Raw genomic sequence first — 25540 nt, forward strand, 5'->3', positions numbered from 1 at the left:
AGAAGAACCGCGAACCGATGCGCCTCAGGTGGCGGTGGCCTGCCGTACCGCCCGCTCCCAGCGGGCCATCGATTCCTCGGCTTGCGCGCGACCCATGGTCGGCATGAAGCGGCGCTCCACTTTCCACAGCTTCGAGAGCTGGCGCGCGTCGCTGTAGACGCCGGTCGAGAGGCCCGCGAGGTAGGCGGCGCCCAGCGCGGTGGTCTCGATCACTTCGGGCCGCACCACAGGAATACCCAGCAGGTCGGCCTGGAACTGCATCAGCAGGTCGTTCACGCTCGCGCCGCCATCCACGCGCAGTTCGGCCACTGGAGTGCCACCGGCAGCGACCGCATCGCGACTCATGGCTTGCAGCAGTGCGGCGCTCTGGTAGGCGATGCTCTCCAGCGCAGCGCGTGCGATGTGCGCCACGGTGGTTCCGCGCGTGAGGCCGGTGATGGTGCCGCGTGCATCGGCGTTCCAGTAGGGCGCGCCGAGACCCGTGAAGGCTGGCACCATCATCACGCCGCCCGCGTCGGGGACGCTCTCGGCGAGCGACTGCACTTCGGCGCTGCCCTTGATGGCCTTGAGCCCGTCGCGCAGCCACTGCACCACGGCGCCGCCGACGAAGACGCTGCCTTCCATCGCGTACTGCGGCGTGGCGTCGGTCTGCGCGGCGCTGGTCACGAGCAGGCCGTTGTGCGAGGGCTGGAACGCGGCGCCCGTGTGCATCAGCAGGAAGCAGCCGGTGCCGTAGGTGTTCTTGGCCATGCCGGCCGCGAAGCAGGCCTGGCCGAAGAGGGCGCTCTGCTGGTCGCCGGCCACGCCGCCGATGGGCAGTGCGCGGCCGAGCAGGGCGGCATCGGTATCGGCAAAGTGCGAGCTCGAAGGCTGCACCTTCGGCATGAGCGCAGTGGGAATGTCCAGCAACTTGAGCAGGTCTGCATCCCACTCGTTGCGGTGCACGTTGAAGAGCATCGTGCGAGAAGCGTTGCTCACGTCTGTCACATGCACCTTGCCGCCGGTGAGCTGCCACATGAGCCAGCTGTCGACGGTGCCGAAGGCGAGTTCGCCGCGCTCGGCCTGGGCGCGAGCGCCGGGTACGTTGTCGAGCAGCCAGCGCAGCTTGGTACCGGAAAAATACGCGTCAATGACCAGCCCGGTTTTTTCCTGGATGGTGCCGGTCATGCCTTCGTCGCGCAGCTTTGCGCAAAGCGGCTCGGCACGACGGTCTTGCCAGACGATGGCGTGATGCACCGGCTGGCCGGTCTTGCGGTTCCACAGCACGGTGGTCTCGCGCTGGTTGGTGATGCCGATGGCATGGATGTCCGCGGGCTGGAGCTTGGCCTTGACGAGCACTTCGCGCGCGGTGGCCAACTGGCTGTTCCAGATCTCCATCGGGTCATGCTCGACCCAACCGGGTTGCGGATAGATCTGTGTGAGTTCCTTCTGCGCGATGGCGACGATGTGGCCTTCGCGGTCGAACACGATGCTGCGTGAGCTCGAAGTGCCCTGGTCGAGTGCTAGCAGGTAGGTCATGGCTTGGGTGTTCCTTGGAGTCTGGTCATGCTTGACTTGTGTTCTTGACGGTGTAGTTTGGCTGCCGCTGTTTCAGGGTGCTGTTGTTCAGGGCGCGTGTACAGGCCACCGGGTACTCCCCTCCGCGAATGTCCCCCGCCTTCGGCTCCCGCAGCTCCTCCTTTGTTTCGCTGCGGGGAGCACCCGGCGCCCTGTGCACCTGGGCACGCTGCTGGTGCTCCGCTGATCAACCACCGCTCTGTGCAACGCTCACGTCGATGGGGTGCCTTGCGCAGCGAAATAAAGGAGGAGGCCGCAGGCCGGGGGACATTCGCGGAGAAAGGTACCCCGTCGGCGGGAGCGCGCCCTGATCTCAACCACGCGCAATCTCAAGCCGAACCTGAGCCGCATGCAGCAGGTCGGCAAATGGCGGCGGCGGTTCCGAGTCGGTAAACAGCCGGTCGATCTGCGAGAGCGTGCCCAGCTCAATCATCGCCGGCCGATTGAATTTGCTCGCATCCGCCGCGAGCCAAACCTCGCGGGCCTGCGCGATGATGGTTTGTGCCACTTTCACTTCGCGCAAATCGAAGTCGCGCAATGACCCGTCGGCCTCGATGCTTGAAACACCGATCAGCGCGATGTCGACCTTGAACTGGCGGATGAAATCGATCGTCGCCTCGCCCACGATCGCACGGTCGCGCGGCCGCACCGAACCGCCCGCCACGATCACTTCGCACGACGTGTTGCCGCTCAGGATGGTCGCCACGTTCAGGTTGTTGGTGATCACGCGCAGGCCCGTGTGGCGCATCAGCGCCTTGGCAATGGCTTCGGTGGTGGTGCCGATGTTGAGGATCAGCGAGCAGTCGTTGGGCACCAGTTCGGCCACGCGCCGCGCGATGCGCGCCTTGCCTTCGGCATTCAGCGTTTCGCGCTGCTGGTAGCCGATGTTCTCGGTGGTGGAACTCGGCACGCGAACGCCGCCGTGAAAGCGCGTCAGCAGGCCTTCGTCGGCCAGCCGCTGCACGTCGCGCCGCACTGTTTGCAGCGTGACGCCCAGCATGTCGGCCAGCTGCTCGACGGTGACGGAGCCGCGCGTGCGCACGGTATCGAGAAGGTTGATCTGGCGCGGATTGGAGTTCACAGGGGCGTCGCAAAGAACGTGAAGACTCTTTGGAGAGTACGGGCCGTGCCACTTTAAAGCGAAAGAAAACGAAGATTTCTAAGGGAAAACTCGGAGGAAAATCGCGTCAAAAGGAACCCAAATGAAAAAACTCGAAAATACAATGGCGCCCTTCCGTGACCGAAGTCACGATCAACGGGCCCATTTTCTGTGAGCGATTTCTCCTCCAATCCGCCTCTGCCAGCCACCGATTGCGACGTGTTGATCGTCGGTGGCGGTATCAATGGCTGCGGCATTGCGCGCGACCTGGCGGGCCGGGGCTGGCGGGTGGTGCTGTGCGAAAAGGACGATCTCGCCTCGCACACGTCTTCCTCATCGACCAAGCTCATCCACGGCGGGCTGCGCTACCTGGAGTATTACGAGTTCTCGCTCGTACGCAAGGCGCTGCAGGAGCGCGAGGTGCTGCTCAAGAGCGCGCCGCACATCATGTGGCCGCTGCGCTTCGTCATGCCGCACGACCCGTCGATGCGGCCGGGCTGGATGATCCGCATCGGCCTCTTCATGTACGACCATCTTGCCAAGCGCGAAGTGCTGCCGGGCTCGCGCGGCATCGACCTCCGTAGCCATGTGGCCGGTGCGCCGCTCAAGCCGCAATTCAAGCGCGGCTTCGTCTATTCGGACGGCTGGGTCGACGATGCGCGGCTGGTGGTCCTCAACGCCATCGATGCCAGGGCGCGCGGTGCCGAGGTGCTCACGCGCACCCGCTGTGTTCATGCGCAGCGCGACGCCGACGGTTGGACCGCCACGCTCGAAGCCGCGGACGGCGGCATTCGCGTGGTGCGCGCCCGCGCCGTGGTCAATGCCGCGGGGCCGTGGGCCGAATCGTTTCTGCGCGGCGTAGCGCAATCGGCCAAGGGCGAAGTGCTGGCCACCCGCCACCTGCGGCTGGTCAAGGGCAGCCACATCGTGGTGCCGCGCCTGTTCGAGCATGACCATGCCTACATCTTCCAGAACCCCGACAAGCGGATCATCTTCGCGATTCCCTACCAGGACGAGTTCACGCTGATCGGCACCACCGACATCGAACTGAACGGCGACGATCCCGGCGCGGCGCGCATTGCCGAGGAAGAGATTGCGTATCTCTGCATGCAGGCGAGCCGCTATTTCGAGAAGCCGATCAAGCCGGCCGACGTGGTCTGGACCTATTCGGGCGTGCGCCCGCTGCTCGACGATGCGTCGGGCGACCCGTCTGCCGTCACGCGCGACTACATGCTCGAGTCCAACACCGCAGCGGCGCCGCTCTTGTCGGTGTGGGGCGGCAAGATCACGACCTTCCGCAAGCTGGCCGAAGACGCGGCCGACGAGGTTGGGAAGATGCTCGGCCAGTCGAGCGCGCAGCGCCCGCCATGGACCGACGGCGCCTTCCTGGCCGGCGGCGATCTGTCGGCGTGGATCGGCGCAGCCACGCGGCCCGACGACGATTTCGAACGCTTCGTGGCCGCGGTGCAGGCTCGCTATCCATGGCTCGATGCCACGCTCGCGCGGCGTCTGGCACGTGCCTATGGCGCACGCGTGGCCGAACTGCTTGGCGATGCAGAGGCGATGGCCGACATGGGCGATGCCGTCGCGCCGGGACTTCACGAGCGCGAACTGCGCTTTCTGCAAGAACAGGAATGGGCCATTAGCGCAGACGACGTGCTCTGGCGGCGGTCGAAGCTCGGCCTGCGCTACACGACCGAAGAGCGCCAGCAGGTGGCCGACTGGCTGCAGGCGGGCGCAAAGAACAACCTCTACATGATCAACGGGAAGCGCTGATGCAATTGACTCTGGAGCGCGTCACCAAGAAGGTCGGCGCGCAAACCTGGCTCTACGAGCAGAGCATTGCCCCCAGGAGCGGTGCGGTCACCGTGCTGCTGGGCGCCACCCAGGCCGGCAAGACCAGCCTGATGCGCCTGATGGCGGGCCTGGACACGCCCAGCACGGGCAAGGTGCTGGTCGACGGCAAGGACGTGACCGGCATGCCGGTGCGCGAGCGCAACGTGGCCATGGTGTACCAGCAGTTCATCAACTATCCGTCGCTCAAGGTGGCCGACAACATCGCCTCGCCGCTCAAGCTGCGCGGCGAGAAGAACATCGATGCGCGCGTGAAGGCGCTGGCCGACAAGCTGCACATCGGCATGTTCCTGGACCGCCTGCCGGCCGAGCTGTCGGGCGGGCAGCAGCAGCGCGTGGCGCTGGCGCGCGCTCTGGCGAAGAATGCGCCGCTGATGCTGCTCGACGAGCCGCTGGTGAACCTCGACTACAAACTTCGCGAAGGCCTGCGCGAAGAGCTCACGCAACTGTTCGCCACCGGCGATTCGACGGTGATCTACGCCACCACCGAACCCGGCGAGGCGCTGCTGCTCGGCGGCTACACGGCCGTGATGGATGCGGGCGAACTGCTGCAGTACGGCCCCACCGCCGAAGTGTTCCATGCGCCGCAATCGCTGCGCGTGGCGCGCGCATTCAGCGATCCGCCGATGAATCTCTTGCCGGGTACGGCGACGGCCGGGCGCGTTCAGATGGCCGGAGGTCCTGCGCTGGCACTCGCAGTGCCGGAGAACGTCTCGGGCCCGGTCACGGTCGGCCTGCGCGCTAGCGCATTGAACGTGGATGCGGGAGAGGGCGACATTGCGTTGCCGGGCAAGGTGGAACTGGCTGAAATCTCGGGCTCCGACACCTTCGTGCACGTGGACACGGCGGTCGGCGAACTGGTGGCGCAGCTCACGGGGGTGCACCGCTTCGAATTGGGCACGCCGATCACGCTGTACTTCAGCGCATCGCAAGCCTATGTGTTCGATGCCGGCGAAAAGCTGGCGCTCGCGCCGGCATGGCGCAAAGGAATCTAGCTATGGCACGCATCGATCTCGATCTGGCTCACGCCTACCGACCCAACCCCACGCAGGACAGCGACTATGCGCTGCTGCCGCTCAAGATGAGCTTTCGCGATGGCGGCGCCTATGCCTTGCTCGGCCCCTCGGGCTGCGGCAAGACCACCATGCTCAACATCATCTCGGGCTTGCTCGTGCCTTCGCAGGGCACGGTGACGTTCGACGGCCGCGACATGACGCGCGCCACGCCGCAGGAGCGCAACATCGCGCAGGTGTTCCAGTTCCCGGTGATCTACGACACCATGACCGTGGCTGAGAACCTCGCGTTCCCGCTGCGCAACCGCAAGGTGCCTGAGGACCAGATCAAGAAGCGCGTGGGCGAGATCGCCGAGATGCTCGATATGAGCGGCCAGCTCAACCACCGGGCGGCGGGCCTCGCGGCCGATGCCAAGCAGAAGATTTCGCTCGGCCGGGGGCTGGTGCGCAGCGACGTGTCGGCCGTGCTGTTCGACGAGCCGCTGACGGTGATCGACCCGCACCTCAAGTGGCAACTGCGCCGCAAGCTCAAGCAGATTCACCGCGAACTCAAGCTCACGCTGATCTACGTCACGCACGACCAGATCGAGGCGCTCACCTTCGCCGAAGAGGTGGTGGTGATGACGCGCGGCAAGGCCGTGCAGGTGGGCAGCGCCGAGGCGCTGTTCGAGCGTCCCGCACATACCTTCGTCGGCCACTTCATCGGCTCGCCGGGCATGAACTTTCTTTCGGCGAAGAACACGAACGGCGCGCTCGAGGTCGCGGGTACGCCGCTCGTGCCCACGCGCGAGCTTCCGCAGGGCGCGCTGAAGATCGGCATCCGGCCCGAGTACCTGCGCCTTTCGAACGCGGGAGCCGCCGGTGCCGTGCCCGCCGTGGTGAAGCAGGTGCAGGACGTCGGCACGCACGCCATGCTGAGCGCGCAAGTCGATGGCAGCGTGATCAAGGTGCGGCTGAATTCGGACGACGAGCCGCCGGCGGTGGGCGACACCGTGTGGTTGCGGGTGCTCGACAGCCACACCTGCTACTACAAGGACGAGGAGCTGGTGGCATGAGCGCTGCGCCGGGCCGCCCCAAGCAAGCTCGCATCGCAGTGCGGAGCACGGAGGTACTTAAATGAACGCAACCAACAAGCCCATCAATCAAAAGGCCTGGTGGCTCGTGTTGCCGGTGCTGATCTGCGTGGCCTTCTCGGCCATCGTGCCGCTGATGACGGTGGTCAACTACTCGGTGCAGGACATCATCTCGCCCGACCGGCGCGTGTTCGTCGGCACCGAATGGTTTGCTTCCGTGATGCGCGACGACGAGCTGCACCAGGCGCTGTGGCGCCAGTTGGGCTTCTCGCTCTCGGTGTTGCTGGTGGAAATTCCGCTGGGCATCTGCCTTGCCTTGTCGATGCCGGCCAAGGGCTGGAAGTCGTCCGCGGTGCTGGTGGTGGTGGCGCTTTCGCTGCTCATTCCATGGAACGTGGTCGGCACCATCTGGCAGATTTACGGCCGTGCCGACATCGGCCTCCTGGGCCACGCGCTGCAAAAATTGGGCGTCGATTACAACTACACGGGCAGCGCGACAGACGCCTGGCTCACCGTGCTGGTGATGGACGTGTGGCACTGGACACCGCTGGTGGCGCTCTTGTGCTTTGCCGGCCTGCGCTCGATACCTGACGCCTACTACCAGGCGGCGCGCATCGACGGTGCCAGCAAGTTCGCGGTGTTCCGCTACATCCAGCTGCCCAAGATGCGCGGCGTGCTCATGATTGCGGTGCTGCTGCGCTTCATGGACAGCTTCATGATCTACACCGAGCCCTTCGTGCTGACGGGCGGTGGTCCGGGCAATGCCACCACCTTCCTGAGCCAGTACCTCACGCAGAAGGCCGTGGGCCAGTTCGACCTGGGGCCGGCGGCAGCGTTCTCGCTGATCTACTTCCTCATCATTCTCTTGTTCTGCTTCGTGCTCTACAACTGGATGCAGCGGGTCGGCACGCAAGAAGTGGAGAAAGAGCAATGAATCCGTCGCCGAGCCGCCTCAAGGCGGATGCTCCCCCTCGGGGGGACGGCGCGCAGCGCCAAGGGGGTCAATATCCGTCGCCGAGCCGCCTCAAGGCGGATGCTCCCCCTCGGGGGGACGGCGCGCAGCGCCAAGGGGGTCAACATGTCCGATAAGCGGTTCCACAAGCGCAGCATCTTCCTGGTGCTGTACATCCTGTTTGCGCTGTTGCCCATCTACTGGATGGTCAACATGAGCTTCAAGACGAACGAGGAGATCGTATCGAGCTTCTCGTTCTTCCCGCACGAGCTCACCTGGGCCAACTACGCGCGCATTTTCACCGACGAGTCGTGGTACTCGGGCTACATCAACAGCCTGATCTACGTGGCGATCAACACGGTGATTTCGCTCACGGTGGCTCTGCCGGCGGCGTATGCGTTCTCGCGCTATTCGTTCCTGGGCGACAAGCATGTGTTCTTCTGGCTCTTGACCAACCGCATGACGCCGCCCGCGGTGTTTTTGCTGCCGTTCTTCCAGCTGTACAGCACCGTGGGCCTGATGGACACGCACCTTGGGGTGGCTCTGGCACACCTCTTGTTCAACGTGCCACTGGCGGTGTGGATCCTGGAAGGCTTCATGAGCGGCATCCCGCGCGAGATCGACGAGACGGCGTACATCGACGGCTACAGCTTTCCAAAGTTCTTCATCCGGATCTTCCTGCCGCTCATCAAGGCCGGCGTGGGCGTGGCGGCGTTCTTCTGCTTCATGTTCAGCTGGGTCGAACTGCTGCTGGCCCGCACGCTGACCAGCGTGAACGCCAAGCCGATCGTCGCGACCATGACGCGTACCGTGAGCGCCTCAGGCATGGACTGGGCCACGCTGGCCGCGGCGGGGGTACTCACCATCGTGCCGGGCGCGATCGTGATCTGGTTCGTGCGGCACTACATCGCAAAGGGCTTTGCGATGGGACGGGTTTAGGTATTGGCTCCCTCTCCCTATGGGAGAGGGCAGGGGTGAGGGCAAGCGGCGTTTCCATCGAGCGCCGATGCCCCCATCCCAACCTTCCCCCAGAGGGGGAAGGAGCAAGAAAAGAAAAGGAGTTGAGAAATGTTCGATTGGATGGTCTGGACCACACCGGTGGCCGTGTTCTTTACCTGCATCGCGCTCATGCTGGTCGGCATGACGGTGTGGGAGTTCAAGTCACCCACTACCATGCGGCGCGGCTGGCTGCCCATTGCTACGACGCGCGGCGATCGGCTTTTCATCGGCCTGCTTTCGGCGGCTTACTTCAATCTGGTCTTCATCGGCCTGGCCGGAAAATTCCAGGAATGGCTGGGACTGCAAGCCGAGCCCTCGATCTGGATCAGCTTCGTGCTGTCGATGTTTCTGCTGGCGCTGGTGATGCGCAAGGGCTAGTCCCAAGAATTTGTTTTCAGACGCGACCGGCTCTCCGCCTCCCCGGAGCCGCGATCGAAAAAACCGGGGAAGCTTTCAACCGAGGAGACACATTCATGAAGATGCGCTACACGGCATTGGCAATGGCAGCGGCGATGTTCGCCGCGCACGGTGCATGGGCCGCAGAGCCCGAGGCCAAGAAATGGATCGACAGCGAGTTCCAGCCATCCACGCTCAGCAAGGACCAGCAGACCGCCGAGATGAAGTGGTTCATCGATGCGGCCAAGAAGCTGCAGGCAAAGGGCGTGAAGGAAATTTCGGTGGTGTCCGAAACCATCACCACGCATGAATACGAATCGAAGACGCTGGCCAAGGCCTTCGAGGAGATCACGGGCATCAAGGTGAAGCACGACCTGATCCAGGAAGGCGACGTGGTCGAGAAGCTGCAGACCTCGATGCAGTCGGGCAAGTCGATCTACGACGGCTGGATTTCCGATTCCGACCTGATCGGTACGCACTACCGCTACGGCAAGATGATGAACCTGACCGACTACATGGCCGGCGCAGGTAAAGAGTTCACCAATCCGGGTCTCGACCTCAAGGACTTCATCGGTACCAAGTTCACCACGGCACCGGACGGCAAGCTCTACCAACTGCCCGACCAGCAGTTTGCGAACCTGTACTGGTTCCGCGCCGACCTGTTCGACCGCAAGGACCTGAAGGACAAGTTCAAGGCCAAGTACGGCTATGACCTGGGCGTGCCGCTCAACTGGAGCGCCTACGAAGACATCGCCGAATTCTTCAGCGTCGACGTGAAGACCATCGACGGCAAGCCCATCTACGGCCACATGGACTACGGCAAGAAGGACCCGTCGCTGGGCTGGCGCTTCACCGACGCATGGCTGTCGATGGCCGGCACCGCCGACATCGGCAACCCGAACGGCATGCCGATCGACGAATGGGGCATTCGCGTGGGCGACGACAAGTGCACGCCCGTGGGCGCGGCTGTGTCGCGCGGCGGGGCCACCAATTCGCCGGCCGCTGTGTACGCGCTGACCAAGTACATCGACTGGATGAAGAAGTACGCGCCCAAGGAAGCCATGGGCATGACCTTCGGCGAAGCCGGCCCGGTGCCGGCACAGGGCCAGATCGCCCAGCAGATCTTCTGGTACACGGCCTTCACGGCCGACATGACCAAGAAGGGCCTGCCCGTGGTGAACGAGGACGGCACGCCCAAGTGGCGCATGGCGCCCGGCCCGAACGGCCCGTACTGGAAGCAGGGCATGCAGAACGGCTACCAGGACGTGGGTTCGTGGTCGTTCTTCAACGGCCATGACGCCAACAAGACGGCCGCCGCCTGGCTCTACGCCCAGTTCGTCACATCCAAGAGCGTCTCGCTCAAGAAGACCATGGTCGGCCTGACGCCGATCCGCGAATCGGACATCCAGTCGAAGGCGATGACCGACATGGCGCCCAAGCTCGGCGGCCTGGTCGAGTTCTACCGCAGCCCGGCTCGCGTGGCATGGACGCCCACCGGCACCAACGTGCCCGACTATCCGAAGCTCGCACAGCTCTGGTGGAAGAACGTGGCCGAGGCCGTGACGGGCGAGAAGACCCCGCAGAAGGCGATGGACAACCTGGCCGACGAGATGGACAACGTGATGGCCCGCCTCGAGCGCGCCGGCATGGCTCATTGCGCGCCCAAGCTCAACGCCAAGGGCGATCCGAACAAGTGGCTGAGCGACAAGAACGCGCCATGGAAGAAGCTGGCCAACGAGAAGCCCAAGGGCGAGACCATCGAGTACAGCAAGATGCTCGCAGCCTGGAAGGAAGGCAAGGCGCGCTGATCGCCTGCGTTTCTTGCAGAACAGCCGATGAGGGCCGCGCCGAAGGGTGCGGCCCTTTTTCTTGCGCTTTCCGGGTTGGTTTTGACCGATCCGTGGGATCGGCGCGACGCCATGACCAATGGCCGATGCGTCGGCCACCTGGTTTGCCTTACATTCGACGGCCCCCGCTCAGCCCCAGCAAGTGACCTCAACCAATTCCAGCCCTTCCGCGCGCCCCAAACGTGTCCTGGTGATTCACTATTCGCAGACCGGCCAGCTTGGAAGCGTCGCCGAGCAGATCGTTGCGCCGCTCAGGGCCGATCCGCAGATCTCGGTGCACGTCGAAACGCTGCGGCCGCAGACGGAGTTTCCGTTCCCGTGGCCGTTCCTGACCTTCTTCGACGCTTTTCCGGAGTCGGCCCACCTGAAGCCGCCTCCGCTCGCACCCCTCTCACTCACCGGCGACGAAGACTTCGACCTCGTCATCCTGCCGTACCAGGTCTGGTTCCTGGCGCCATCGCAGCCGATTACCGCCTTTCTCAAGCATCCGCTGGCAAGCCGCCTGCTCGAGGGAAAGCCAGTCGTCACGGTCATCGCCTGCCGCAACATGTGGCTGCTGGCACACGAGAAGCTCAGGGGCCTGCTCGATGCCGTGGGCGCGCGGCTGGTCGACAACGTGGTGCTGACCGACCCCGGCCCGACGCTGGCCACTTTCTTCACCACGCCGGCCTGGCTCATTTGGGGCCGCAAGCGCGGGTTCTGGGGCATGCCCGACGCCGGCCTCCACGCGGAACAGATTCGGGGAACGGGCCGCTTCGGCCGTGCGCTGCGCGAGGCGCTGCACAAGGATCTCGAGCGCGGATCGCAGCCGCTGCTCGCGGGCCTGGGCGCGGTGCGGGCCGATGCCCGGCTCCTGATCAGCGAGAAAGCCGGTACACGGAGCTTTTTCCTCTGGGGCAAGCTGATCATGGCGGCGGGGCGGCCCGGCGCGTGGCAGCGCAAGCCGTTGCTGCTGCTCTACGTGGTCTTCCTCCTCGTGCTGATTGTCACGGTCGTGCCCGTGAGCTTGACGCTGCAGGCGCTGCTGCGGCCCTTGTTCAAGGGGTGGCTGACTAAAATGACAGCTCACTTCGAGCGCCCCTCGGGCTCGGCCACGGACCGTTCTCCCCTTTATGACGACTGATGTCTTCCTGACCCGTACTGCCGCGTTTCTGCCCTTTTCCCCGGTCAGCAATGAAGACATCGAAGACGTCCTGGGACGCATCGGCGGCAAGGCGTCGCGCGCGCGGCGGCTGATTCTTCGCAGCAACGGCATCCAGTCGCGCCACTACGCCATCGACCGGGCTACTGGCCAGCTCGCCATGAGCAATGCCCAGCTCACCGCCTCGGCGATCCGGGCGCTGGGCGACATCGGGCCGGTGGATTGCCTTGCTACCGGCACGTCGCTGCCGGACCAGCTGATGCCCAACCACGCGGTGATGGTGCATGGCGAGCTCGGCTGGCCGCGGCTTGAGGTGGTGGCTTGCGCGGGCATCTGCCTCGCGGGCACCACGGCGCTCAAGCATGCGTGGCTGTCGGTGCGCGCGGGCGATGCGCGCCGCGCGGTGGCCACCGGCTCGGAACTGGCCTCCGCCGTGATGCGCGGCTCCCGGTTCGAGGCTGAACTCGAACACCGGCTCGAAGCGCTCGAGGAGCGGCCCGAGATCGCTTTTGAAAAAGACTTCCTGCGCTGGATGCTCTCCGACGGCGCCGGCGCCGTGCTGCTCGAGCGCGAGCCGCGCGGCCCGCTGTCGCTGCGCGTGGAGTGGATCGACCTGTCTTCCGCCGCGCACGAGCTGCCAGTGTGCATGTATGCGGGCGCCGAAAAGAACACCGAAGGCGGCCTGGACGGCTGGGCGCGCACCGCGCCGGAAGACTGGCAGCGCGAGTCGACCTTCGCCGTCAAGCAGGACGTGCGCCTGCTCAACGAGAACATCGTGCGCGCCACGCTGGGCGAGCCGCTGGCGGCCATCGTCGAAAAGCGCGGCCTGAAGGCGGTCGACGTCGACTGGTTCCTGCCACACCTGTCGTCCAGCTATTTCGTCGAGCCGGTGAGCCGCTGCCTCGAGGCGATGGGTTTTGCGATTCCGCGCGAGCGCTGGTTCAGCAACCTTGCGACCAAGGGCAACACCGGATCGGCATCGCCCTACATCATGCTCGACGAGCTGTTCCGTTCGGGCCGCATCAAGCCCGGCCACAAGCTGCTGATGTTTGTGCCCGAAAGCGGCCGCTTCTCCAGCGGCTTCATCTACCTGGAAGCCATCTAGCCATGGACCTCGACGCCGTTCCGCAAGAAGGCAACGCCACCCTCGACGGCCACGCCAAGCTCATGTACGCGCGCGACGCGCAGGGCCGCGTCGTGACCACCCGTTCGCGCGGCTGGGAGGCGGAAGAAATCGTCACCAGCCATGCGGTCGACGTGCTCGTCGAGCAGGCGCAGGCAGCCAAAGAGAGGGTGGTCAAGGGGCTCGCCTCGCCGCTCGAATACTGGATGTACGAGCGCCGCATGGACGTGGCGCTGCTCTCGCAAACCAGCGGCTTCTGGCAATGGCGCGTGCGGCGTCACTTGCGGCCGAAGCACTTCGCAGCGCTGCCGCAAAAGCACATGGCGCGCTATTCGGAGGCGCTGGGCCTGCCCGTCTCCACCTTGCAAGGCCTCCCGTCGTGAACTTCGAACACCAACAAGCGGCGCATTGCGAAAGCGGCGTCATCTCGAGCCTGATGCGCCACCATGGCGCGCCCATGACGGAGAGCATGGCGCTCGGCCTGTCGTCGGCGCTGTCGTTCGCCTACTTGCCGTTCATCAAGCTGTCGGGCCTGCCGCTCATCTCGTACCGCATGCCGCCCAAGGCCATCATCAAGGGCCTGCTGGCGCCCATGGCCGCGCGCTTTCGTTTCGAGACCTTCCGCAGCCCCGAGGCCGGTGCCCAGCGTCTCGACGCGCTGCTCGCCGGCGGGCAGATCGTGGGGCTGCAGACTTCGGTTTATTGGCTGCCGTACTTTCCGCCCAACATGCGCTTCCACTTCAATGCGCACAACCTGCTGGTGTACGGCAAGGACGGCGACGACTACCTGATCAGCGACCCCGTGTTCGAAGAGCCGGTGCGCTGCGCCAGCGCCGACCTGTCGCGAGCGCGCTTCGCCAAGGGCGTACTCGCGCCCAAGGGCCTCATGTACTACCCCCAGTCAATCGAGCAAAAGACGGTCGATGCTGCGTCGGTGACGAAGGCGATTCGCAAGACGGTGCGAAACATGCTCGCGCCTATTCCCATCGTCGGCGTGCGCGGCATGCGCACGCTGGCCAAGCGCATGCAGAAGCTGTCGCCGGCCGACCCACGCAGCGTCGATTTCATCGGCCACGTGGTGCGCATGCAGGAGGAAATCGGTACCGGCGGGGCGGGCTTCCGTTTCATCTACGCGGGTTTCCTCCAAGAAGCGGCGCAGTTGCTCGACAAGCCGCAGCTGTTGCAGATGTCCGACCGGCTGACCGCCATCGGCGACGGCTGGCGCGCGTTTGCACTCAAGGCAGCGCGCATGGTGAAGGGGCGCGAGCCGGTCGATCCGGCGGCGCTGGCCGAGCGTCTGCGTGAACAGGCGCAGCAGGAGGAAATGTTCTTTCGTGACCTGAAGGCTGCTGTTGCCTGAGATGACGCCTTTTTCTGTTCGTCACGCAGTCTTTGACGGGCGCTGTTCGGGGCGCTCCTGTTCAGGGCGCATGCACAGGGCATCGGGTACTCCCCTCCGCGAATGTCCCCCGCCTTCGGCTCCTCCTTTATTTCGCTGCGGGGAGCACCCGATGCCCTGTGCACACCAAGCGCTGCGCTTGTTCCGCTCGATCAACCACCGCCCCGAGCAACGATCCCGTCGATGGGGTGCCTTGCGCAGCGAAATAAAGGAGGAGGCCGCAGGCCGGGGGACATTCGCGGAGAAAGGTACCCCGTCGGCGGGAGCGCACCCTGAACAGCAGCGCCCTGAACGAGCGATACGCCGATGCTCGAACTGAAGAATCTCAGCTACCGCTATTCGCATGCCGAGCGGCCGGCGCTCGAAGAGGTTTCGCTCGCGGTACCCAGGGGCTGCGTGATGGGTCTGCTAGGCCCCAACGGCGCGGGCAAGACCACGCTGATCTCCCACCTCTCGGGCGCGCTGGCCGTGCAATCGGGCGAAATCCTCATCGACGGCCAACCGCTCCAGCACGTGCGCGCCAAAGCGCCCACACGCATTGCGGTCGCGCCGCAGGACCAGGCCTTCTATCCGATGCTCACGGTCGCCGAAAACCTTGCGTGCTTCGCTGCCGCGGGGGGACTTGCCGGTGCACGCAAGAAGGCGCGCATTGACGCCTGCACACGCTTTTCGCAGCTCGAACAGTTCGCGGGCGTGCGCGCCGAGCGCCTCTCGGGCGGGCTGAAACGCCGGCTCAATCTCGCCATTGCCCTTTTGCCCGAACCCGAGCTGATGCTGTTCGACGAGCCTACGGTGGGCGTCGATCCGCAATCGCGCGCCTTCATTCTGGACGCCATCAAGAGCCTGGCAGAGCAGGGCGCGGCGGTGATCTACGCCTCGCATTACATGGAAGAGATCGAGGCCATCGCCGATCGCGTCGCCATCCTCGACCATGGCCGCGTGCTGCGCGAAGGCTCGCTCGACGAGCTGCTGTCGAAGAGCGCCATGCTGCTCACGCTGGCGGCCGACGGGCTGGACGAACAGAAGCTCTCGCGCTTCGGCACAGTTGAGCCGGGCGGGGTGCATTGGCGCGTTCACCTCCACGAAGGCACTGGCCCCGGCCCGGTATTGCAAACCCTGGAAGCCGAAGGCATAGCAGTGCGACACGCCGAGTTTGGCCGCCACGACCTCGAGCAGCTGTTCATGGCGCTCACACATCGCTCCTTGCGCGACTGAACGTCATGCTGCCTGCGCTCATCAAGAAAGAACTGCTCGCACTCGCACGCGACATGCACGGGCTCGCGGCGCTGTTCCTCATGCCGATGATCTTCATCGTGCTGATGTCGCTCACGCTGAAGGACATCTATCGGCCGCCGCTGGCAGAGCTGAGCTATGCCGTCGACATGCGCGATACCGAGACCCCGGCGCAATGGCTGCGGCAGATCTGGCAGCGCGGCCACGGGGCACCCCAAGCGCTCGATGCCGACTGGCAGGCACAGTTGCGTAGCGGCGCGCTCAAGTACGTGATCGTGCTGGAGCCCGGCTTGTCGGCGGAACTCGAATCGGCCGCGCTTTCGACCAAGGCCCATATCCGGCTGCTGGCGGAGCCAGGCATCGATGCCAATCTGTTCAACGCCTTGCGCGCCGAGCTGGTCGGTGCTTCCGGCGAACTGAAGGCGCGCCTCGCGTTGGCGGTGCCCGGCACGTCCGGCCCGCCGCCCGGTGCCTCTATCCAGGCGCTGGTGAATGCCGAGCGTTATTCCACGGCCGGGCCGCGGCCCACCTCGGTGCAGCAGAACGTACCGGCATGGCTGGTGTTCGGCATGTTCTTCGTCGTGGCCTCGCTCTCCAGCCTGTTCGTGCAGGAGCGCAGTTCGGGCGCGCTGGGCCGGCTGCGCAGCCTGGGCGTCTCGCGCTTCATGCTGCTGATGTCCAAGGCGCTACCCTACCTCGGTGTCAACGCGCTGCAGGCCGTGCTGATGCTGGCCGCCGGCATCTGGCTGATGCCGCTCATCGGCGGTGACGCGCTCTCGCTCGCGGGCATCCATTGGGGCGCGCTGGTGCTGGCGCTGGGCGCGGTGAGCCTGGCCGCGGTCAGCCTGTCGCTGGCCCTCGCTTGCCTGGTGCGCAGCCATGCGCAGGCCGCAACCGTGGGGCCGATGGTCAACGTGCTGATGGCGGCGGCGGGCGGCATCATGGTGCCGAAGTTCGTCATGCCGGGCTTCATGCAGCGGCTGGTAGAAGTTTCTCCAATGAACTGGGGGTTGGAAGCGTTGCTCACCGTGCTGTTGCGCGGCGGCGGCGTGGCCGACACCTTGCCGCAAGTCGGCCGGCTCGTGGTGTTCGCGGCCGCCATGTTCCTGTTTGCCGTCTTTCTGTTTCGCAGGCCCGCATCGTGACCGACTCCGTATCCGCTGAATTCATTGCCAGCCTGAAGACCATGGTGCTCGAGGCCGTCGAAAAAGACGCGCCGCCAGGTGGCCTTGGCGATGACGAGCCTCTCTTTGGCCCCGAGGCCCGGCTCGACCTCGATTCGCTCGACGCGCTGCAGGTCTCGATGACGATCCAGCAGCGCTTTGGCCTGCGCATGCCCGACAGCAAGGAAACACGCCGCGCGCTCACGTCGATTGCGCACTTGGCCGACCACCTGGTGCAAGCGGGCAAGGCATGAGCGCCGCGTATGTTGCCGGCATGGGCCTCGCCTGTGCGCTGGGCGACGATCTCGCGTCCTCCGTGGCAGCTCTTGCACGTGGCGGTGTGCAGCCCACGCCGGTTGCCGTCTCCGAATGCGTGCGCTGGCCCATGTTCATGCTGCCCCCGCAGGATCGCAGCTGGGCCGAGCGCCTGGCGCGCACCGTGCGCAGCGTCGCGGCAGACGCCGGCGAGGGCGCAGGCGGACGTTCCGGCCCGCTCTTCGTGGCATCATCTTCGCTGGACATTGGCAACATGGAGCACGAGGTGCAAGACCTCCGCCTGGGCGGCGACCTGCAGGACTTTGCCGATCTCGTGGCCCGCGCGCTCGACTGGCAGGGGCCGGTGTTCACGATCTCCACCGCCTGCACCTCGGCCCTCAATGCGGTGCTGGCGGCCTGCGACCTCATTCGAAGCGGAGAAGCCGACGAGGCGCTGGTCATCGGGGCCGAACTTGGCAACCGCTTCACCGTGGCCGGCTTTGGCGCCATGCAGTTGCTCTCGCCCGATGGTGCACGTCCCTTCGGCGCTGGCCGCAACGGACTGGTGCTCGGCGAAGCCGTGGCTGCATTGCGCCTCAACTCGCGCGCGACGCGTTGGCGCATTGCGGGTGGATCCAACGTGGTCGACGGGCGCAATCCCTCGGGCACCGAAGCCAGCGCGGTAATCGCCATGTGCCATGAGGCCCTGGTGCAGAGCGGCCTGAACCCGCGTGACATCGGCCTGATCAAGGTGCAGGCCGCAGGCAGTCCGGTCAACGATGCGATTGAGGCGCAGGCGCTGAAGCAGGTCTTCGATTCGCTGCCGCCGCTGGTGTCGTTCAAGTCGCTGCTGGGCCATACGCTGGGTGCGTCGGGCGCGGCCGAGTTGGCTTTGCTGGTTGCCTGCATCGAGGCCGGAGCTTGGCCTTCGACCGGCTATGCGCTCGACGGCGAGCTCGGCATCGCATTGAGCACGCAGGCGCCCGCCGGGCTGCGCAACATCCTGCTCAACGTGGTCGGCTTCGGCGGCGGTCACGCCTCGCTGGTGTTGGAAGATTGCAGCGCATGAACGCAGGCTTTGCCATCGGATGGCGCACCGTTGCGCATTTCAGCGCCGATCCGCTGCCCGAGGATTGGCGCGACAGGCTGGCGCACCGGCTCGGTCGCCGGCCGCGGCGCGTCGGCCTTTGGACCGAACTCGCCATGTACGGCGCGCGCTGCTGCCTCGATGCGGCGGGCGAGGGTGCCCTGCCCACGGGCGCCCGGCTGCGCGTGTCGAGCATGCGCGGTGCCTGGGGCGCGACGCATGCAGGCCTGGCGCAGCTCGACGCGGGCGCGCTGATGCCATTCACCTTCATGCAGGGCCAGCCCGCATTGATGCTGGCGGAGGTTGGCCGCTGCCTCGAATGGCAGGGCGACGCCAGCTTTGCGCTGTGCCGCGATCCGGGGCAGTTGGTGCGGCTTTCGCGCCTGGGCGTTGGCGGCGCCGGCCTGCTGTTCGGCGTGGTGGAGGAGGAGCGCAATGGCGAGAAGCCGCGCTCCGAATGGTGGCGGCTGGTCCCGGCTTGAAGGATCGCACTGCCGCCGGCCGTGGGCGCGGTCAGGCCATCGCTGCGATCGACCGGGCCAGGTTGGCGCGAGCGCGCGCCTCCAGCAGCCCATGCATCCGGGGCGTGGTGTAGATCGCCTCCCGCGCCAGAAAGCGCTGCAGGATGGCGCGGCGGCGCGGCAAGCGCACCTCGTCGGGCACGAAGGCGTATTCGGCATGCACCTGCCGTTCATATTCGTCGAAGCGCTCCCGCTCCGCACCGAGGATCGACAGGTCGATGTCGATCAGCAATTCGGCATCGCGGCCTTCAGGAACGGCATCGTGCCGCGTGGCCATCACGAGAGCGTGCACGCGCTCGGCCGCCTCGGGTTGGACGCCGGCCGCGAGCATCGCGCTGCGCGCCCATTCGGCACTGCGTATCTCGTTGTCGTGCGCATGCACGTCGTAGATCGCATCGTGAAACCAGAGCGCGAGCGCCACCTCGCCAGGGCGCTCGGCCAGCGCTTGCTCGCGCTCGAACCACGTCAGGCATTCGCCCAGGTGCTGCAGCGTGTGATAGTGGCGCCGCGGCTCGCTGTATCGGCGCTGGAGCTCGACGCAAAGGGCGTTGTCGGCGGGCGCCACACCCAGCGCGCGCCATGCGGCGTTCCAGTTGGCCAGCAGTGCCTCGGGCGCCATTGGTCTATTGCTCCATGGCGGCCTTGACCTCCTGGCCCAGGTCGAGCACCGACATCGCGTAGTAGCTGCTCCAGTTGTAGCGCGTGATCACGTAGAAGTTGCGCGTGCCCGCCACATAAGTCGGCGGCGCGTCGGCGCCGTTCTGCAGTTCGATGAGCGCGAGCAAGCCTTTGTGCCGGAGGCCCTCGCCTTCGGGCACCGCGCCAGCCGCCACGAAGCTGTCGGCACTGAAGCTCGGCAGGATGTCGGGAGCGAGAAGCACCGCCTTCTTGAGTCGGGCCTCCTCGAAATGCACGGGATAGATGGAGGGCATGCCGGGTGTCCAGCCAAAGGCCTTGAAGTAATTGGCGACCGAGCCGATCACGTCGGCGGGGTTGTCGACCAGGTCGATGCGGCTGTCGCCGTCGAAATCGACCGCGTACTTGGCGATGCTGCTCGGCATGAACTGCGGCATGCCCATGGCGCCTGCGTAGCTGCCTACGGGCCGCAGGGGGTCGTCGGAGGTGCGGCTCTTGGTGCTGAGAAAACTTTCAAGCTCGCCGCGGAAGAAAGCTTCGCGCTCGGCCGCCCGCGGGTGGGCCTGCGGAAAGTCGAATGCCAGCGTGGCCAGCGCATCGATCACCCGAAAGTTGCCCATGTTGCGGCCGTAGATGGTCTCGACCCCCACGATGCCCACGATGATTTCCGGCGGCACGCCGTACACCTCTTCAGCCCGCGCGAGCGTCTCGGCATTGGCGCGCCAGAAGCGCACGCCGGCAGCGATGCGCGTCGCGTCGATGAAGCGGCTGCGGTAGGCCTGCCAGTTCTTTACGGTGCCGACAGGGCCGGGCAGCATCAGGCGCGGCACGTTCGGCAGGAAGCGGGCGCTGCCGATCGTCGCACGCACCCATTCGCGATCCAGGCCGCGTCGTTCGGCCACGTCGTCGGCAAAGCGCATGGCGTCCTCGCGCGTGGCGTAGGGCGTGCTGCCAGCCACGGTTTTTACCGTGCGGCCGTTGGCGGCTTTCTGGGCTTGTGCACCCAGGGACCATGCGCAGCAAGCGGCGAGCAGGACGAAGGCGGCGGCGCGCGGCGGCGCAGGTAGAAAAAATCGCATGGGCGCGATTGTGCCGTCCGCCCGTGAGGCGCCGGCCCCGGGACACATGCAGTTTCAGCGCTTGGGATTCGGCGCGGGCCAGTTCAGCCGGCGGAACTCGCTGCGCAGAGCTGCCAGCGATGCGGGCGAAGTCTCTGCATAGCGTTGGGCTTCGAGCTTCAGCAGCCAGTCGCGCACCGCCTGGGCCGCGGGGCCGAAGCGTGCTTCGGCCTGCGCGGCCATTTGGCGCGGCGGCGCTGTCTCCGGCACCTTCAGACCGGCTTTGGCAAGCCGCGCGCGCGCCTGGGCCAGCAGGCGCAGCCATGGATCATGCTGGCTGCGTTCCCACATGGCCCACCCCGCGCCGGCCAGGCTCGCACCCACCAGCAGGTAGAGCAGCACGTAGGCCAGATCCTCGAGGCTCGGCGCCTGGAAGCCGATGCTCTTGAGCAGGTTGAGCTGGCGGCTCTGGGTATAGTTGAGCACCCACTGGTTCCAGCCGTTGTTCACGGCTTCCCACGCGGCGCGCACGTTCTGTGCGAGCGTCGGGCTCAATGTGCCGATGGCGCCGGCAAACAGGCCCGGCTGCGGCACGAGCCGCTGGAACTGGCCGACCCGGCCCGGCGCCACCGCGCCCGTCGGATCGACGCGCATCCAGCCGACGCCTTCCTGCCAGACTTCGGCCCAGGCATGCGCATCGCTCTGACGCAGCACCCAGAAGTTGTCGACGCTATTGAGTTCGCCGCCCTGGTAGCCGGTGACGATGCGCGCCGGAACGCCCAGCCCGCGCATCAGCACCACGAACGCCGAGGCGATGTGCTCGCAGAAGCCTTCCTTGCGATCGAACCAGAACTCATCGGCCGTATCGTTGCCGTAGATGCCGGGCTCCAGCGTATAGGTGTAGCCGCCGGTGCGCAGCCGCTGCAGCGCCGCGCGAACGAAGGCCTGCGCGTCGGCGTTGGCCAGGGCGGGCTGGGCGCGCATTTCGGCGGCCAGCGCGGCGGTGCGCGGGTTCGTGCCGGGTGGCAGTGCAAGGTAAGTGCGCAGTGCGGGCGTCCGCCGTGTCGGGCCGCTCTCGAACTGCGTATGGCTTTCGGCGCGGTAGCGCACCAGGTCGGTGATGGGGCGGTTTGCGAGCCATTGCAGGTCCGGCGTGCCCAGCACTTCGAAGCCGGGTACTTCGGGCGGGCTTTGCGCCGCATCGAGCGTGAGCAGCCAGGGCCGATGGCTGGGCTCGAGCGTGATCTCGTAGCGCACCGGCTGGCCGCTGGTGCGCAGGTTGCCCGAAGCGGGCGCGCCGCGCAGCCAACTCGGCAGCGCCGTCCACTCGCGCCCGTCGAACTGCGCGAGCACCGGGCCGCGGAAATAAAGCTGGCTCTGCGGCGGCACGCGATCGTTCTCGAACTTGATGCGCGCCGCAATGCGGTCGTCCAGCGCCAGCTCGGCGATGGTGCCCACGCGCATGGTGTTCGAAAGGCCCGTGCGTCCGGCCATGGCGTCCGCGGGCGTGCCCCACAGGGGCGCGAAACGCGGAAACAGCAGGAACAGCGCCAACATGATGGGGGCGCCCAGCAATGCCATCCAGCTGGCGGTGCGCGCGGCCAGCATCAGCGGCGGCTTGCCCACCGGCATGTGCGCATTGACCAGCGCGGTGAGCAGGCCCAGCAGCGCAAGCAGCATGGTGAACGCGGTTATCAGCGACTGCGAATAGAAGAAGTTCGTGAGCATCGCGAAGAAGCCCAGGAAGAACAGCACGAAGGCGTCCCTGCGTGCGCGCAGCTCCAGCGTCTTCAGGGCCAGCAGGATCACGACCAGCGTGACGCCCGCGTCGCGGCCCAGCAGCGTGCGGTGCGTGGCGTAGGTGGCGGCCAACGTCAACACAAGCAGGCCAACGCGCGCCCACTTGCCCGGCAGTGGACGGGCTTCGATGGCCAGGGTGCCGCGGTACACCAGCACCATCGCCGTGATGGCGCTGCACCACCACGGCAGGTTCTCGGCCTGCGGAAGCACGATGAGCGCGATGACGATCAGCAGGAACAGGGTGTCCCTGGCGTCCCTTGGTAGCGTCGAGATTTCGCGCATGAACTTGTTCATGCGCGCAGCTCCTGGTGGAAAGGGCAGGTGTTCAGCATAGAGCCAGCGCCTCCAGGCAGGCCCTGCGATGGGCCTCGCCCTGCGATGGCTGCACCACCCGGCCGGCCACGCGGAGGCCGTAATCCACGCCGAGCCGGTCGGCCATGAGCACCCAGGCGCAAAGCCTTGAAAGACGTGCTTCGGTATCGGCGACGTTGGCTGCCTGCGCATCGAGCCACAGCTCTTCGCGCTGGCTTTGCTGGGTGTCGCGGCTCACCAGGTCTTCCGACCCCGTGGCTTGCGCGCGGGCCGCCTTTTTCCAGACCACGAGCTTGAGCGGGTCGCCGCGCCGGTAGGCCCGCAGGCCGTCGTATTCGCCGGCGGCCTGGGCGCGCAGCGCAGCCGACGTGGCCGCGGGCCCCGACAGGGGCTCGCCGGGCGGGAGCGGCGGCGGATGCACTTCGGGCGTCGGATAGACCAGCATCTGCGCAGCGGGGCGCCACACGGTCCAGACGCGGAAGGTTCCGAGCGGAAAACGGGTTTCGGCGGTGAGCGCAGGCACCGGATGGAGGCCGCGCCTCTCCGGCTGGAACGCGATCTCGACCGTGGCGCTGCCTTGGGCCGGCACGTCGGTCCAGGCCCACTGGCCGCTGCCGCGCACCGCCATGCCGATGCCGTAGCGCACGCTGCGCCGCGTGTTGTGCAGCACCACGCGAAACACGGCGGCGGCGCCCGCGTAGTGCGGCTCGGGCGGCGTGAGGTGCATGGCCAGGCCACGCAGCGTGGCGTGGCACACATGCATGCCCACGGCCACGCTGCCCGCAAGCAGGAAGGTCAGCAGGTAGCCGAGGTTGAGCTGGTAGTTGATCGACGCGATCAAGAGCACCAGCAGCGTGGCGCCCAGCAGCCAGCCGGCGCGCGTGGGCACGATGTAGACGTTGCGCTGCGTGAGTTCCAGCGTGTCCGAAGGCGGCCGGCGCGACAAAAACCAGCCGTCGATGCGCGAGCGTAACGACGCGATCATCGGTGGCAAAGCGTCTGGTTCACGGGCGGGTTCATCTTTATGGCAGCGGCACGTCCGCGATCATCGCGCGCACCTGCTCCACGGCGCCCCGGCCCGCATCGCCCACCGGGGTGAGGCGGTGCGCGATGGTCTGCGGCAATATCGACTGCACGTCGTCGGGCGCGACATAGTTGCGGTTGGCCAGCAGTGCCTGTGCTTTGGCGGCCCGCAATACCGCAATGCCGGCGCGCGGCGATAGGCCCTGCAGAAACCACCGGCCGGAACGCGTGGCGGCGATCAGGTCCTGCACGTAGTTCAGCAGCGGCTCGGCGGCATGCACCTGCTGCACGCGCTGCTGCAGCGCCGTCAGTTCGCCCGCGGTCAGCATGGCGGGCAGGGTGGCCAGCATTTCGCGGCGGTCGGCGCCCGCAAGCAGCTCGCGTTCGGCGGCGCGGTCGGGGTAGCCGAGCGAAATGCGCATGAGGAACCGGTCGAGCTGCGACTCCGGCAGGGCAAAGGTGCCGAGCTGGTCCTGCGGGTTCTGCGTGGCAATCACGAAGAAGGGCGTGGGCAGCGGCCGCGTTTCGCCCTCGATGGTGACCTGCTTCTCCTCCATCGCCTCGAGCAGCGCGCTTTGCGTCTTGGGGCTGGCGCGGTTGATTTCGTCCGCCAGCAGCACCTGCGCGAAGATCGGGCCCGGGTGGAACACGAAGGCCTGCTGGCCGCGGTCGTAGATGGCCACGCCTGACAAGTCGCCCGGCATCAGGTCGGCCGTGAACTGCACGCGCGAGAACTGAAGGCCGAAGGTGTGCGAGAGCGCATGGGCGAGGGTGGTCTTGCCGACCCCCGGCACATCCTCGATGAGCAGATGCCCGCCCGCCAGCAGGCATGCCACGCAGTCGCGCACCTGGGACTGCTTGCCTACGATCACCGTGTTAAGCTGACTTAGCAAAGTGGCAAGCTTCGCAGCGACGTCCATATTTGTATCCATATGCAAACGATACCGTAAGACCGCCCGGCCCCATGCTGTGTGAGGTCTAGATACGACAGAGACACGGCAAAGACATGGGCAAGACCGGGTACTTCACACATCGCGACTGCTGGAAGCACGACATGGGACGGGGCCATCCCGAATGTCCCGAGCGGCTCGATGCCATCGAAGACAGGCTGCTGCTCACCGGGGTGGGCGATGCCCTCGAACACCGGGACGTGCCGCTGGCCACACTGTCGCAGATCACGCGGGCGCACAGCGAGGCGCACCTCGAACACCTCGAAGAGCTTCACCAGCGCCTGGTGGCCGACGAACCGGCCGGCGGCCCTGACCATGCGCAGCTCGACCCCGACACCATCCTGACGCGCTTCACGCTGCTGGCCGCGCGCCGTGCCGCCGGCGCCGCCATTGCCGCCACCGATGCGGTTATTGCGGGCGAAATCGAGAACGCGTTCTGCTCGGTCCGCCCGCCCGGGCACCATGCCTGCCGCGAGCAGGCCATGGGCTTCTGCTTTCTGAACAACGTGGCCATTGCGGCGCGGCATGCGCTCGAAGTGCATGGCCTGGAGCGCGTGGCCATCGTCGATTTCGACGTGCACCACGGCAACGGCACCGAGAACATCCTTTCTGACGACCCGCGCGTGCTGATGGTTGGCTTTTTCCAGCATCCGTTCTATCCGTACAGCGGCACCCAGTACCCGGCGTCGAACATGTTGAACCTGCCAATCCCGGCCTACACCCGGGGCATGGACGTGCGCGAGCTGATCGAGGCCATCTGGATGCCACGGCTCGAGGAGTTTGCGCCGGAGATGATCTTCGTGAGCGCCGGCTTCGATGCCCATCGCGAGGACGACCTGGGTCAACTCGGCCTCACCGAGAACGACTTTGCCTGGATCACCGCCCGCATCCAGGACGTTGCCAAGCGCCATGCGCGCGGCCGCATCGTCTCGATGCTCGAGGGAGGCTACAACCTCGATGCGCTGGCCCGCAGCGTGGAAGCCCATATCCGCGTCCTTGCCGACCTGTAGTGCCGCCGGCGCCAGCACGGCGCCATGCTTTCCCAAGAG

24 protein-coding genes are annotated in these 25540 nt (G+C 66.2%); 17 read left to right on the forward strand and 7 right to left on the reverse strand.

What is annotated here, in order from left to right; all coding sequences use genetic code 11:
* Positions 1-24: 24 nt before the first annotated feature.
* Entirely contained in the window at positions 25-1518 is a 1494-nt protein-coding gene (glpK, locus tag ASC78_RS20405) for a glycerol kinase GlpK (RefSeq protein ID WP_055805395.1), read from the reverse strand.
* 352 nt (positions 1519-1870) lie between these two features.
* Positions 1871-2638 carry a DeoR/GlpR family DNA-binding transcription regulator gene (locus tag ASC78_RS20410; protein WP_055805397.1) on the reverse strand — a complete coding sequence of 256 codons (768 nt, stop codon included), beginning with the start codon at positions 2636-2638 and terminating at the stop codon, positions 1871-1873.
* A gap of 189 nt (positions 2639-2827) precedes the next feature.
* Between ASC78_RS20410 and glpD the strand changes: the two genes are divergently transcribed.
* From glpD to ASC78_RS20490, 16 genes are all read left to right on the forward strand, one after another.
* A complete protein-coding gene (gene glpD, locus ASC78_RS20415; protein WP_055805400.1) occupies positions 2828-4432 on the forward strand; it encodes a glycerol-3-phosphate dehydrogenase in 1605 nt (534 codons plus the stop codon).
* Entirely contained in the window at positions 4432-5505 is a 1074-nt protein-coding gene (locus ASC78_RS20420) for an ABC transporter ATP-binding protein (protein ID WP_055805402.1), read from the forward strand. The genes glpD and ASC78_RS20420 overlap by 1 nt, the downstream gene beginning before the upstream one ends.
* 2 nt (positions 5506-5507) lie before the next feature.
* Complete coding sequence (locus ASC78_RS20425; RefSeq protein WP_055805405.1) at positions 5508-6578, forward strand: ABC transporter ATP-binding protein; 1071 nt, start codon at positions 5508-5510, stop codon at positions 6576-6578.
* Positions 6579-6639: 61 nt separating this feature from the next.
* Positions 6640-7530: a carbohydrate ABC transporter permease gene (locus ASC78_RS20430; protein ID WP_055805408.1), complete on the forward strand. Its 891-nt coding sequence runs from the start codon at positions 6640-6642 to the stop codon at positions 7528-7530.
* 144 nt (positions 7531-7674) lie between these two features.
* Positions 7675-8487, forward strand: a complete 813-nt coding sequence (locus ASC78_RS20435) for a carbohydrate ABC transporter permease (protein ID WP_055805719.1) — start codon at positions 7675-7677, stop codon at positions 8485-8487.
* Positions 8488-8616: 129 nt separating this feature from the next.
* A complete protein-coding gene (locus ASC78_RS20440; protein ID WP_055805411.1) occupies positions 8617-8925 on the forward strand; it encodes a DUF2160 domain-containing protein in 309 nt (102 codons plus the stop codon).
* A 95-nt stretch (positions 8926-9020) separates the two neighbouring features.
* On the forward strand, positions 9021-10751 hold the full coding sequence (locus tag ASC78_RS20445) for an ABC transporter substrate-binding protein (RefSeq protein WP_055805416.1): 1731 nt from the start codon (positions 9021-9023) through the stop codon (positions 10749-10751).
* 229 nt (positions 10752-10980) lie between these two features.
* Positions 10981-11913, forward strand: coding sequence for a dialkylrecorsinol condensing enzyme (locus ASC78_RS20450; protein ID WP_235505152.1), 933 nt, complete (start codon positions 10981-10983; stop codon positions 11911-11913).
* Entirely contained in the window at positions 11903-13036 is a 1134-nt protein-coding gene (locus ASC78_RS20455) for a beta-ketoacyl-ACP synthase III (protein WP_055805421.1), read from the forward strand. The genes ASC78_RS20450 and ASC78_RS20455 overlap by 11 nt, the downstream gene beginning before the upstream one ends.
* A 2-nt stretch (positions 13037-13038) precedes the next feature.
* Entirely contained in the window at positions 13039-13437 is a 399-nt protein-coding gene (locus ASC78_RS20460; RefSeq protein ID WP_055805424.1) for a hypothetical protein, read from the forward strand.
* Positions 13434-14414 carry a BtrH N-terminal domain-containing protein gene (locus ASC78_RS20465; protein WP_055805427.1) on the forward strand — a complete coding sequence of 327 codons (981 nt, stop codon included), beginning with the start codon at positions 13434-13436 and terminating at the stop codon, positions 14412-14414. The genes ASC78_RS20460 and ASC78_RS20465 overlap by 4 nt, the downstream gene beginning before the upstream one ends.
* 345 nt (positions 14415-14759) lie before the next feature.
* On the forward strand, positions 14760-15668 hold the full coding sequence (locus ASC78_RS20470) for an ABC transporter ATP-binding protein (RefSeq protein ID WP_055805430.1): 909 nt from the start codon (positions 14760-14762) through the stop codon (positions 15666-15668).
* Positions 15669-15673: 5 nt separating this feature from the next.
* On the forward strand, positions 15674-16831 hold the full coding sequence (locus ASC78_RS20475) for an ABC transporter permease (protein WP_055805433.1): 1158 nt from the start codon (positions 15674-15676) through the stop codon (positions 16829-16831).
* A gap of 41 nt (positions 16832-16872) precedes the next feature.
* A complete protein-coding gene (locus ASC78_RS20480) occupies positions 16873-17103 on the forward strand; it encodes an acyl carrier protein (RefSeq protein ID WP_055805721.1) in 231 nt (76 codons plus the stop codon).
* Entirely contained in the window at positions 17100-18173 is a 1074-nt protein-coding gene (locus ASC78_RS20485; RefSeq protein ID WP_055805436.1) for a beta-ketoacyl synthase N-terminal-like domain-containing protein, read from the forward strand. The genes ASC78_RS20480 and ASC78_RS20485 overlap by 4 nt, the downstream gene beginning before the upstream one ends.
* Positions 18170-18673: a hypothetical protein gene (locus tag ASC78_RS20490; protein ID WP_055805724.1), complete on the forward strand. Its 504-nt coding sequence runs from the start codon at positions 18170-18172 to the stop codon at positions 18671-18673. The genes ASC78_RS20485 and ASC78_RS20490 overlap by 4 nt, the downstream gene beginning before the upstream one ends.
* A 31-nt stretch (positions 18674-18704) precedes the next feature.
* Here ASC78_RS20490 and ASC78_RS20495 read toward each other — a convergent pair whose 3' ends face one another.
* The 5 genes from ASC78_RS20495 to ASC78_RS20515 are packed head-to-tail and all read right to left on the reverse strand — an operon-like array spanning position 18705 to position 24461.
* A complete protein-coding gene (locus ASC78_RS20495; RefSeq protein ID WP_055805439.1) occupies positions 18705-19331 on the reverse strand; it encodes an HD domain-containing protein in 627 nt (208 codons plus the stop codon).
* 4 nt (positions 19332-19335) lie between these two features.
* Positions 19336-20427 carry a lytic murein transglycosylase B gene (gene mltB, locus ASC78_RS20500; RefSeq protein ID WP_055805441.1) on the reverse strand — a complete coding sequence of 364 codons (1092 nt, stop codon included), beginning with the start codon at positions 20425-20427 and terminating at the stop codon, positions 19336-19338.
* Between the two features lie 54 nt (positions 20428-20481).
* A complete protein-coding gene (locus ASC78_RS20505; RefSeq protein ID WP_055805444.1) occupies positions 20482-22500 on the reverse strand; it encodes a transglutaminase family protein in 2019 nt (672 codons plus the stop codon).
* 31 nt (positions 22501-22531) lie between these two features.
* On the reverse strand, positions 22532-23503 hold the full coding sequence (locus ASC78_RS20510) for a DUF58 domain-containing protein (protein WP_055805445.1): 972 nt from the start codon (positions 23501-23503) through the stop codon (positions 22532-22534).
* A 37-nt stretch (positions 23504-23540) separates the two neighbouring features.
* Complete coding sequence (locus ASC78_RS20515) at positions 23541-24461, reverse strand: AAA family ATPase (protein ID WP_055805448.1); 921 nt, start codon at positions 24459-24461, stop codon at positions 23541-23543.
* Positions 24462-24547: 86 nt separating this feature from the next.
* Between ASC78_RS20515 and ASC78_RS20520 the strand changes: the two genes are divergently transcribed.
* A complete protein-coding gene (locus ASC78_RS20520; protein WP_055805451.1) occupies positions 24548-25501 on the forward strand; it encodes a histone deacetylase family protein in 954 nt (317 codons plus the stop codon).
* The last annotated feature ends 39 nt before the right edge of the window (positions 25502-25540 follow it).

This window comes from Variovorax sp. Root318D1, from assembly GCF_001424835.1.
Classification (GTDB): Bacteria; Pseudomonadota; Gammaproteobacteria; order Burkholderiales; family Burkholderiaceae_C; genus Variovorax.

Bases quoted from the DNA above. Each gene is read 5' to 3' on its own strand.
- ASC78_RS20440 (WP_055805411.1), top strand. From the start codon at position 8,617: ATGTTCGATTGGATGGTCTGGACCACACCGGTGGCCGTGTTCTTTACC.
- ASC78_RS20455 (WP_055805421.1), top strand. From the start codon at position 11,903: ATGACGACTGATGTCTTCCTGACCCGTACTGCCGCGTTTCTGCCCTTT.
- ASC78_RS20495 (WP_055805439.1), bottom strand. From the start codon at position 19,331: ATGGCGCCCGAGGCACTGCTGGCCAACTGGAACGCCGCATGGCGCGCG.
- ASC78_RS20470 (WP_055805430.1), top strand. From the start codon at position 14,760: ATGCTCGAACTGAAGAATCTCAGCTACCGCTATTCGCATGCCGAGCGG.
- ASC78_RS20480 (WP_055805721.1), top strand. From the start codon at position 16,873: ATGGTGCTCGAGGCCGTCGAAAAAGACGCGCCGCCAGGTGGCCTTGGC.
- ASC78_RS20515 (WP_055805448.1), bottom strand. From the start codon at position 24,461: ATGGACGTCGCTGCGAAGCTTGCCACTTTGCTAAGTCAGCTTAACACG.
- ASC78_RS20435 (WP_055805719.1), top strand. From the start codon at position 7,675: ATGTCCGATAAGCGGTTCCACAAGCGCAGCATCTTCCTGGTGCTGTAC.
- ASC78_RS20425 (WP_055805405.1), top strand. From the start codon at position 5,508: ATGGCACGCATCGATCTCGATCTGGCTCACGCCTACCGACCCAACCCC.
- ASC78_RS20505 (WP_055805444.1), bottom strand. From the start codon at position 22,500: ATGAACAAGTTCATGCGCGAAATCTCGACGCTACCAAGGGACGCCAGG.
- ASC78_RS20420 (WP_055805402.1), top strand. From the start codon at position 4,432: ATGCAATTGACTCTGGAGCGCGTCACCAAGAAGGTCGGCGCGCAAACC.
- ASC78_RS20520 (WP_055805451.1), top strand. From the start codon at position 24,548: ATGGGCAAGACCGGGTACTTCACACATCGCGACTGCTGGAAGCACGAC.
- ASC78_RS20510 (WP_055805445.1), bottom strand. From the start codon at position 23,503: ATGATCGCGTCGTTACGCTCGCGCATCGACGGCTGGTTTTTGTCGCGC.
- ASC78_RS20460 (WP_055805424.1), top strand. From the start codon at position 13,039: ATGGACCTCGACGCCGTTCCGCAAGAAGGCAACGCCACCCTCGACGGC.
- ASC78_RS20445 (WP_055805416.1), top strand. From the start codon at position 9,021: ATGAAGATGCGCTACACGGCATTGGCAATGGCAGCGGCGATGTTCGCC.
- glpK (WP_055805395.1), bottom strand. From the start codon at position 1,518: ATGACCTACCTGCTAGCACTCGACCAGGGCACTTCGAGCTCACGCAGC.
- ASC78_RS20485 (WP_055805436.1), top strand. From the start codon at position 17,100: ATGAGCGCCGCGTATGTTGCCGGCATGGGCCTCGCCTGTGCGCTGGGC.
- mltB (WP_055805441.1), bottom strand. From the start codon at position 20,427: ATGCGATTTTTTCTACCTGCGCCGCCGCGCGCCGCCGCCTTCGTCCTG.
- ASC78_RS20490 (WP_055805724.1), top strand. From the start codon at position 18,170: ATGAACGCAGGCTTTGCCATCGGATGGCGCACCGTTGCGCATTTCAGC.
- ASC78_RS20475 (WP_055805433.1), top strand. From the start codon at position 15,674: ATGCTGCCTGCGCTCATCAAGAAAGAACTGCTCGCACTCGCACGCGAC.
- ASC78_RS20430 (WP_055805408.1), top strand. From the start codon at position 6,640: ATGAACGCAACCAACAAGCCCATCAATCAAAAGGCCTGGTGGCTCGTG.